General features: G+C 55.0%; 7 protein-coding genes. 5 read left to right on the top strand and 2 right to left on the bottom strand.

All coding sequences use genetic code 11. The annotated features are described in order from the left end of the window. Positions 1 to 174 precede the first annotated feature (174 nt). A complete protein-coding gene (locus ACW14G_RS12565) occupies positions 175 to 756 on the bottom strand; it encodes a TetR family transcriptional regulator (RefSeq protein ID WP_163445568.1) in 582 nt (193 codons plus the stop codon). A 123-nt stretch (positions 757 to 879) separates the two neighbouring features. Here ACW14G_RS12565 and ACW14G_RS12570 point away from each other — a divergent pair, with 123 nt between their 5' ends. The 3 genes from ACW14G_RS12570 (at position 880) to ACW14G_RS12580 (ending at position 3,587) form a co-directional block, all read left to right on the top strand. Then, a complete protein-coding gene (locus ACW14G_RS12570; RefSeq protein WP_249021816.1) occupies positions 880 to 2,370 on the top strand; it encodes an MFS transporter in 1,491 nt (496 codons plus the stop codon). Between the two features lie 123 nt (positions 2,371 to 2,493). Continuing rightward, positions 2,494 to 2,895: an antitoxin Xre-like helix-turn-helix domain-containing protein gene (locus tag ACW14G_RS12575; RefSeq protein ID WP_064545512.1), complete on the top strand. Its 402-nt coding sequence runs from the start codon at positions 2,494 to 2,496 to the stop codon at positions 2,893 to 2,895. Continuing rightward, positions 2,892 to 3,587 (top strand): RES family NAD+ phosphorylase, encoded by a 696-nt coding sequence (locus ACW14G_RS12580; RefSeq protein ID WP_223802611.1) that lies wholly within the window; start codon positions 2,892 to 2,894, stop codon positions 3,585 to 3,587. Before ACW14G_RS12575 ends, ACW14G_RS12580 begins: the two co-directional genes overlap by 4 nt. A 5-nt stretch (positions 3,588 to 3,592) precedes the next feature. Here the strand turns inward: ACW14G_RS12580 and yddG are convergent, their stop codons facing one another. Continuing rightward, positions 3,593 to 4,471 (bottom strand): aromatic amino acid DMT transporter YddG, encoded by an 879-nt coding sequence (gene yddG / locus ACW14G_RS12585; protein WP_249021815.1) that lies wholly within the window; start codon positions 4,469 to 4,471, stop codon positions 3,593 to 3,595. Positions 4,472 to 4,691: 220 nt separating this feature from the next. Here yddG and fdnG point away from each other — a divergent pair, with 220 nt between their 5' ends. Both fdnG and ACW14G_RS12595 read left to right on the top strand, forming a co-directional pair. Continuing rightward, positions 4,692 to 7,739, top strand: coding sequence for a formate dehydrogenase-N subunit alpha (fdnG, locus tag ACW14G_RS12590; RefSeq protein WP_455648609.1), 3,048 nt, complete (start codon positions 4,692 to 4,694; stop codon positions 7,737 to 7,739). Positions 7,740 to 7,750: 11 nt separating this feature from the next. Next, a partial coding sequence (locus tag ACW14G_RS12595; protein WP_455648610.1) for a 4Fe-4S dicluster domain-containing protein occupies positions 7,751 to 8,130 on the top strand: 380 nt, incomplete at its 3' end.

An 8,130-nucleotide genomic window follows, 5' to 3' on the forward strand; every position in this document is an offset into this window, starting at 1 on the left:
CCCTCGATAGACACGTCATAAAAAAGAAACAAAGGAAAAACAGCGAAGTAGGTAGGAAGAGGATTATTATCGTCTGGCCGTTTTATCTCTTTATCGTTGAAGAATAGATAAAAAAAGCGCGTTGTAAGAAAACGCGCTGTGAATAAAACGTTGTTAATTGTTACTAAATGTAAATTATGCGGGGTGGAGTTCTAGTGTAATATAATGCTGTATATAACGAGCAAAGATCTCGTCGCTTATTTCCGTCATCCCTAGCGCATAAATTCCATCCAGTCCACACACCAGAGCAATTAATCGCCAGGCAATATTTTCCGCACTATCTATTGGTCTGAATTCATTTGCTTCTGTGCCCTGCACAATCAGTGAAACGGTTTCCTTATGCCACATATCCATCGTCAGTAGGTAGGCGCCTTTAATATCACTGTCGCTGTCCGCCAGCAGTTGCGCTTCCCGGCACAGACGCACATAGGGTTCAAGGCGGCCATCGTCGCTGCCGAGCATCGAAAACAGGCGATCGTGCCAGCTGGCGTCATCGGCCACCAGCGGCATATCGAGCATTTCACGAATCAGCCGGACAAAGGCGAGGGATTTCAGTTCGCCAATCGAGGTGAAGTGGTGGTGCACCTGGCCGCTGGAGACCCCGGCGACGCTGGCGATATGGCGAACGGTCATGGCGCTAAAGCCGCCGCTCAGCGCGACCTTCATGGCGGTTTTGAGGATCTCTTCCCGCCGTTCTTCTCGGGTTAAATAATTCATTTTTCTTCGTTTACGTAGGGTTTCGAACAGAATAACAAAAAATTGGACATGCGTTCAACAATCCGGCAGGATCTCGTTCCTGGACGCATGTCCAACAATAAATAATGATTTGAGGAACAAAAAATGTCACGCCAATGGTTAACGCTCATGGCTATTTTGATGGTCTATATCCCGGTGGCGATTGATGCCACCGTGCTGCACGTGGCCGCGCCGACGCTGAGCGTCGCGCTGGGTACCAGCGGCAATGAGCTGCTATGGATCATTGATATCTATTCACTGGTCATGGCCGGGATGGTGCTGCCGATGGGCGCGCTCGGCGATAAGATTGGTTTTAAACGCCTGCTGCTGCTGGGTAGCGGGATCTTTGGTCTGGCATCGCTGGCGGCGGCGTTTTCGCCAACCGCGCTGACGCTGATTGCCTCCCGCGCGCTGCTGGCCATTGGCGCGGCGATGATTGTCCCCGCGACGCTTGCCGGGATCCGCACCACCTTTGCGCAGGCTCGTCACCGTAATATGGCGCTAGGGCTGTGGGCGGCCGTGGGCTCTGGTGGCGCGGCGTTTGGCCCACTGGTGGGCGGGATGCTGCTTGAACACTTTTATTGGGGCTCGGTATTCCTGATCAACGTGCCGATTGTGCTGGTGGTTATTGCCATTAATGCCAGAGTGGTTCCGCGTCAGCCCGCGCGACGGGAACAGCCGCTGAATCTGCTCCAGGCGCTGGTGCTGATTGCCGCCATTCTGATGCTGGTGTTTAGTGCCAAGTCGGCGCTGAAAGGGCAGCTTGCGCTGTGGCTGGTGTCGATGGTGGCGATCGCCGGTGCCGGTATGCTGTACTGGTTTGTGCGTAAACAGCTCTCGGCTGCGCGTCCAATGGTGGACATGCGTCTCTTTACCCATCGCGTTATTTTAAGCGGGGTGATGATGGCAATGACGGCGCTGATTACCCTGGTGGGCTTTGAGCTGCTGATGGCGCAGGAGCTGCAGTTTGTGCACGGTAAAACGCCATTTGAAGCCGGGCTCTTTATGCTGCCGCTGATGGTGGCGAGCGGCTTTAGCGGGCCAATTGCCGGCATACTGGTGTCGAAACTTGGGCTGCGTGAGGTGGCGACCGGCGGAATGCTGTTAAGCGCGCTGAGCTTCCTTGGCCTGTCTATGACCGATTTCAGCGCCCACCCGTGGCTGGCATGGGGGATGATGACCCTGCTGGGCTTTAGCGTTGCCAGCGCGCTGCTCGCCTCCAGTGCGGCGATTATGGCGGCGGCGCCTAAAGAGAAAGCGGCAGCGGCAGGCGCCATCGAAACGATGGCCTACGAGCTGGGAGCGGGGCTGGGCATTGCGCTGTTTGGTCTGATCCTGACCCGCAGCTATACCTCGTCAATCGTGCTGCCCGCGGGGATCGACGGTATGGCCGCGGAGCAGGCAGCTTCCTCAATCAGCGAAGCGATCAAGCTGGCGCAGTCGATGCCCGCCATTCCGGCGCAAAGCCTGATGGAGGCGGCAAAAATAGCGTTTATCAATTCGCATAGCATCGTGCTGGCGACCGCAGGCGTACTGCTTATGCTGCTGGCTGGCGGGATCTGGCGTAGCCTGGCTAAGATTCCGGACCCGGTTTAATCCGGGTAGACCCTTGTGGCTTTTTATCCGACAATGTACATTGTTGAACAGTTAGACTACAATTGTGATTAAATGTACAGGCCAGTTTTTTGGCGTGTCGCGAAATGAAGCATGGGAGGACATATGGCTACAGTACAAGAAAGCCATGTAAACGGTAACGTTGATACCAGCAAGGCACTGCCGGTTGTGTTCCGCATCCTGGAAAAATGGCAGTGCAACACAGATGAACAGCTTCGGCTTCTGGGTATTAGCTCACGTTCAACATTGAACAAATACAAAGAGTCGAAGGGCGGCATTCGTTTAAGTCTGGATATTCAGGAACGGATGAGCTACATCCTGAATATCCATAAATGCCTGCGTTTGCTGTTCACCGCTGATGACAGCATCTATGGCTGGGTGCGCAAACCAAATTCTCATCCTTTCTTTGCGGGACGTTCAGCGATGGATGTGATGAACGGTGGACGTGTTGCCGATCTCTACGAGGTCGCGACCCGGCTTCAGTCCTGGCGAGGGGGCATGGCTTGAGCACTGAAACGCCACCACTCATTGATGTAACAGGGGCAGCGGCGTACCGGATCATTCCCAGCCGCTATCCCACCATTGATTTGTTCGAGGATGTCGCCAGCAGCGATGAGCTTGAAGCGGTGTGGGCCGTTGAAGCGCTTACCAATGAACGCTTGCTGGAGCAGGCCGGTGAGCTGATGCGGGTGCCGAAAGCGGACTGGCTGGTTGGGCTTAACGGCAGCAGTTACGTGATGGCGGCCTTCACCCATATTAATCCGGAAGGCGCGCGGTTTAGCACCGGCGATTTTGGCGGCTACTACTGCGCGCCTCAGCTCGACACCGCCATTAAAGAGACGGTCTACCATCAGGAACGTATCTTTGGTTATACCAACGAGCCGGCGCAAAAAGTACAAATGCGGGTGCTGTTTACCGAATTTAATGCGACCTTAGCGGATATCACCCACGAGCCGTTTATCTCATCGCCCCTTTATCACGCGACGGATTATAGCCAGTCGAAGGTCTTTGCGCAGGGCCAAAAAATGCAGGGCAGGGATGGTATTCATTATTGTTCGGTGCGCCATATCGGGCACACCTGCTACGTGCTGTATCGGCCCTGTCTGGTCACGAAGGTGACGCAGGCAGAGCACCTGGAGTACCACTGGAATGGCCGTTCAATTACCAATATCCTGAGTATTAAGCTCTACGGAGACTAGCCCGGTTATCGCCGGGTGGCCTGCCAGCAGAGCAGTGAGCCCACGCAGACCATCGCAGCGCCTTGCCAGAACGACCAGGAGAGCGCGGCGCTAAGCAATACCGCCGCCAGCGCTGAAGAGAGCACTGGCGTAAAGTAAGAGGCGACGGCCAGCAGGCTGACGTTACCGTGCAGTATCCCTACGTTCCACGCGGCATAGGCTAATCCTAACGCCAGCGCGCACATCACAAGTTTAACGCTCACCGGCCAGCTGAAGATCATCGGCGGTTGGTCGCTTAGCAAGAATTTTACCCACAGGCTTAAGGCCGTCAGCAAAACAAACAGGGTAATACCATTTTTGCCTTTGGCATATTTGGCGGTGACGGTGCAGTAGGCTGCCCAGATAAACGCGCCGACGAAGGCCAGAATATAGCTGAGTGGACTTGAGATGACGTTGCGGGTTATTTCATTGATATCCAGCCCTTGTTCGCCGCCTAATACCCAGGTGACGCCGAACAGGGAGAGCAATAATCCAGGGATGACCAACCAGCTGCTTTTTTGACCGTTGAACAGAATAGCAAACAGAATCGTCAGGCTTGGCCAGAGATAATTGACCATGCCAACTTCAATTGCTTGTTGACGCGTGCCGGCGTAGCCAAGTGAGAGCGCCAGACAGATTTCATAACAGACAAACAGCACGCTGCCGGCAAGCAAATAACGCGGTGGGAACTGGCGTAACTGCGGGAAACCGACGGTGAAAATGAGTAGCAGGCCGCTAAGGGAATAGATCATCGCCGCACCACCCACCGGGCCAAGCCCTTCGCTGACGCCGCGAATTAACCCCACCATAGTGCTCCATAATACAATGGCGGTGAGGCCGATGAGCGTCGCTCTTTTTTTATCCATCTCTGACCCGATGATTTTACAAACGAAGTCTGCGTTTATAGCATTTTTTTTCGGCTAACTGGGATATTTTTCCATAACGATTAACCCTAAAGGATTAATAAAATTGGTTACCCTTGACTATTAAGGGGGGATCGGTTTTCGACATTGATTTGACGCAAATAAATCAAGAGTATTGCTGTTAGTTTTTCCGGCGAAGTACATCCATACAATGAGGAAAACAATGGACGTCAGCCGCAGAAAGTTTTTTAAAATCTGCGCGGGCGGTATGGCCGGGACGACGGCAGCGGCATTAGGATTTGCTCCTAAAATGGCGCTGGCTCAGGCGCGTAATTTCAAATTGCTGCGCGCCAAAGAAGTTCGTAATACCTGCACATACTGCTCCGTGGGTTGTGGGCTTTTAATGTATAGCCTGGGCGATGGGGCTAAAAATACCCGGGAATCAATTTATCACATTGAAGGTGACCCGGATCATCCGGTGAGCCGTGGCGCGCTGTGCCCGAAAGGCGCAGGGCTGCTGGACTATGTGCACAGTGAAAACCGCCTGCGCTATCCGCAATACCGTGCGCCTGGCTCGGATAAATGGCAGCGTATTTCGTGGAATGAAGCCTTCGATCGCATCGCAAAACTGATGAAGGCCGACCGCGACGCCAACTTTATTGAGAAGAACGAGCAGGGCGTGACGGTCAACCGCTGGCTGTCCACGGGGATGCTGTGCGCTTCGGCGGCTAGTAATGAAACCGGTATGCTGACGCAAAAATTTGTGCGCTCGCTCGGCATGCTGGCGGTAGATAACCAGGCGCGCGTCTGACACGGACCAACGGTAGCAAGTCTTGCTCCAACATTTGGTCGCGGTGCGATGACCAACCACTGGGTTGATATCAAAAACGCTAACGTCGTGGTGGTGATGGGCGGTAACGCCGCAGAAGCCCATCCGGTGGGATTCCGCTGGGCGATGGAAGCCAAAAACAACAATGATGCGACGCTTATCGTCGTCGACCCGCGCTTTACGCGTACCGCGTCGGTGGCCGATATCTACGCGCCGATTCGTTCCGGCACCGACATTACCTTCCTGTCGGGGGTGCTGCTGTACCTGATCGAAAATAACAAGATCAACGCCGAATATGTGAAGCACTATACCAACGCCAGCCTGCTGGTGCGGGAAGACTTTACCTTCGAAGACGGTCTGTTCAGCGGTTACGATGCCGAAAAACGCCAGTACGATAAATCTTCGTGGAACTACCAGTTTGATGAGAAAGGCTACGCCAAACGCGATGAAACGCTGACCGACCCGCGCTGCGTGTGGAACCTGCTGAAAGCGCACGTTTCCCGCTATACGCCGGATGTGGTGGAAAATATCTGCGGTACGCCGAAAGCGGACTTCCTGAAAGTGTGTGAAGTACTGGCCTCGACCAGCGCGGCAGACCGTACCACCACCTTCCTGTATGCGCTGGGCTGGACTCAGCACACCGTTGGCGCCCAGAACATCCGCACGATGGCGATGATCCAGCTGCTGCTTGGCAATATGGGGATGGCGGGCGGCGGCGTGAACGCGCTGCGCGGTCACTCCAACATTCAGGGCTTAACCGATTTGGGTCTGCTGTCGACCAGTCTGCCAGGCTATCTGACGCTGCCGTCGGAAAAACAGACCGATCTGCAAAGCTATCTGTCCGCCAATACGCCGAAAGCGACACTGGCGGATCAGGTTAACTACTGGGGCAACTATCCGAAGTTCTACGTCAGCCTGATGAAAGCCTTCTACGGCGACGCGGCGACAAAAGAGAACGATTGGGGATTCGACTGGCTGCCAAAATGGGACCAGGCCTACGACGTTATCAAATATTTCAACATGATGGATAACGGCAAGGTCACCGGTTACATCTGTCAGGGCTTTAACCCGGTGGCGTCATTCCCGGATAAAAACAAAGTGGTGCGCAGCTTAAGCAAGCTGAAGTACATGGTGGTTATCGATCCGTTAGTGACCGAAACCTCCACCTTCTGGCAGAACCACGGTGAATCGAACGATGTTGACCCATCGACGATCCAGACGGAAGTGTTCCGCCTGCCGTCCACCTGTTTCGCTGAAGAAGACGGTTCTATCGCCAACTCCGGCCGCTGGCTGCAGTGGCACTGGAAAGGCCAGGAAGCACCGGGTGAAGCCCGTAACGATGGCGAGATTCTGGCCGGTATTTACCATCGTCTGCGCGAGATGTATCGCAACGAAGGCGGTAAAGGCGTTGAGCCGCTGCTGAAGATGGGCTGGCACTACAAACAGCCGGACCATCCGGAATCAGAAGAAGTGGCGAAAGAGAACAACGGCTATGCGCTGGCGGATCTCTATGATGCCAACGGCGCGCTGGTGGCGAAAAAAGGCCAACTGCTCAGTAGCTTTGCGCTGCTGCGCGATGACGGTACGACGTCGTCCTCCTGCTGGATTTATACCGGTAGCTGGACCGAGCAGGGCAACCAGATGGCCAACCGCGATAACGCCGATCCGTCAGGCCTTGGCAATACGCTGGGCTGGGCGTGGGCGTGGCCGCTGAACCGTCGCGTACTGTATAACCGTGCCTCGGCGGATGTTAACGGCAAACCGTGGGATCCGAAACGCATGCTGATCCAGTGGAATGGCACGAAATGGGCCGGTAACGATATTCCGGACTTCAATACCGCGCCGCCGGGAAGCAAAACCAATCCGTTTATCATGCAGCCTGAAGGTCTGGGCCGTTTGTTTGCGCTCGATAAGCTGGCAGAAGGGCCGTTCCCGGAGCACTACGAGCCGATGGAAACGCCGCTGGGTACCAACCCGCTGCATCCGAACGTGATCTCAAGCCCGGTGGTTCGTCTGTACGAAGAAGATGCCGTGCGTCTCGGCAAGAAGGACAAGTTCCCGTTCGTGGGGACCACCTATCGTTTGACCGAGCATTTCCATACCTGGACCAAGCATGCACGCCTGAACGCTATTGCCCAACCGGAGCAGTTTGTGGAAATCAGCGAAGGGCTGGCGAAAGCCAAGGGGATTGCCAACGGCGATCGTGTGACCGTCAGCAGCCAGCGTGGTTTTATTCGCGCCGTCGCGGTGGTCACTCGCCGTCTGCAAACGCTGAACGTGAACGGCCAGCAGGTGGAAACCATTGGTATCCCGTTGCACTGGGGTTATGAAGGCGTGGCGCGTAAAGGCTACATCGCCAACACCCTGACGCCGAACGTGGGCGATTCCAACTCGCAGACGCCGGAGTATAAGGCGTTTCTGGTTAACATCGAGAAAGCGTAAGGAGCGTTTAAATGGCGATGGAAACACAAGACATTATTAAACGCTCTGCGACCAACCCGATCACTCCTGCGCCTCGTGCGCGGGATTATAAGGCAGAAGTTGCCAAGCTGATTGATGTCTCTTCCTGTGTGGGCTGCAAAGCCTGCCAGGTGGCCTGCTCCGAGTGGAACGATATTCGCGACGAGGTAGGTCATTGCGTGGGGGTTTACGATAATCCGGCTGATCTGAGCGCCAAGTCCTGGACGGTGATGCGCTTTAGCGAAACCGAGCAGAACGGCAAGCTGGAATGGCTGATTCGTAAAGACGGCTGTATGCACTGTGAGGATCCGGGCTGCCTGAAGGCGTGCCCGTCCGCCGGGGCGATTATTCAGTACGCCAACGGCATCGTCGA

This window comes from Kluyvera sp., from assembly GCF_965301105.1.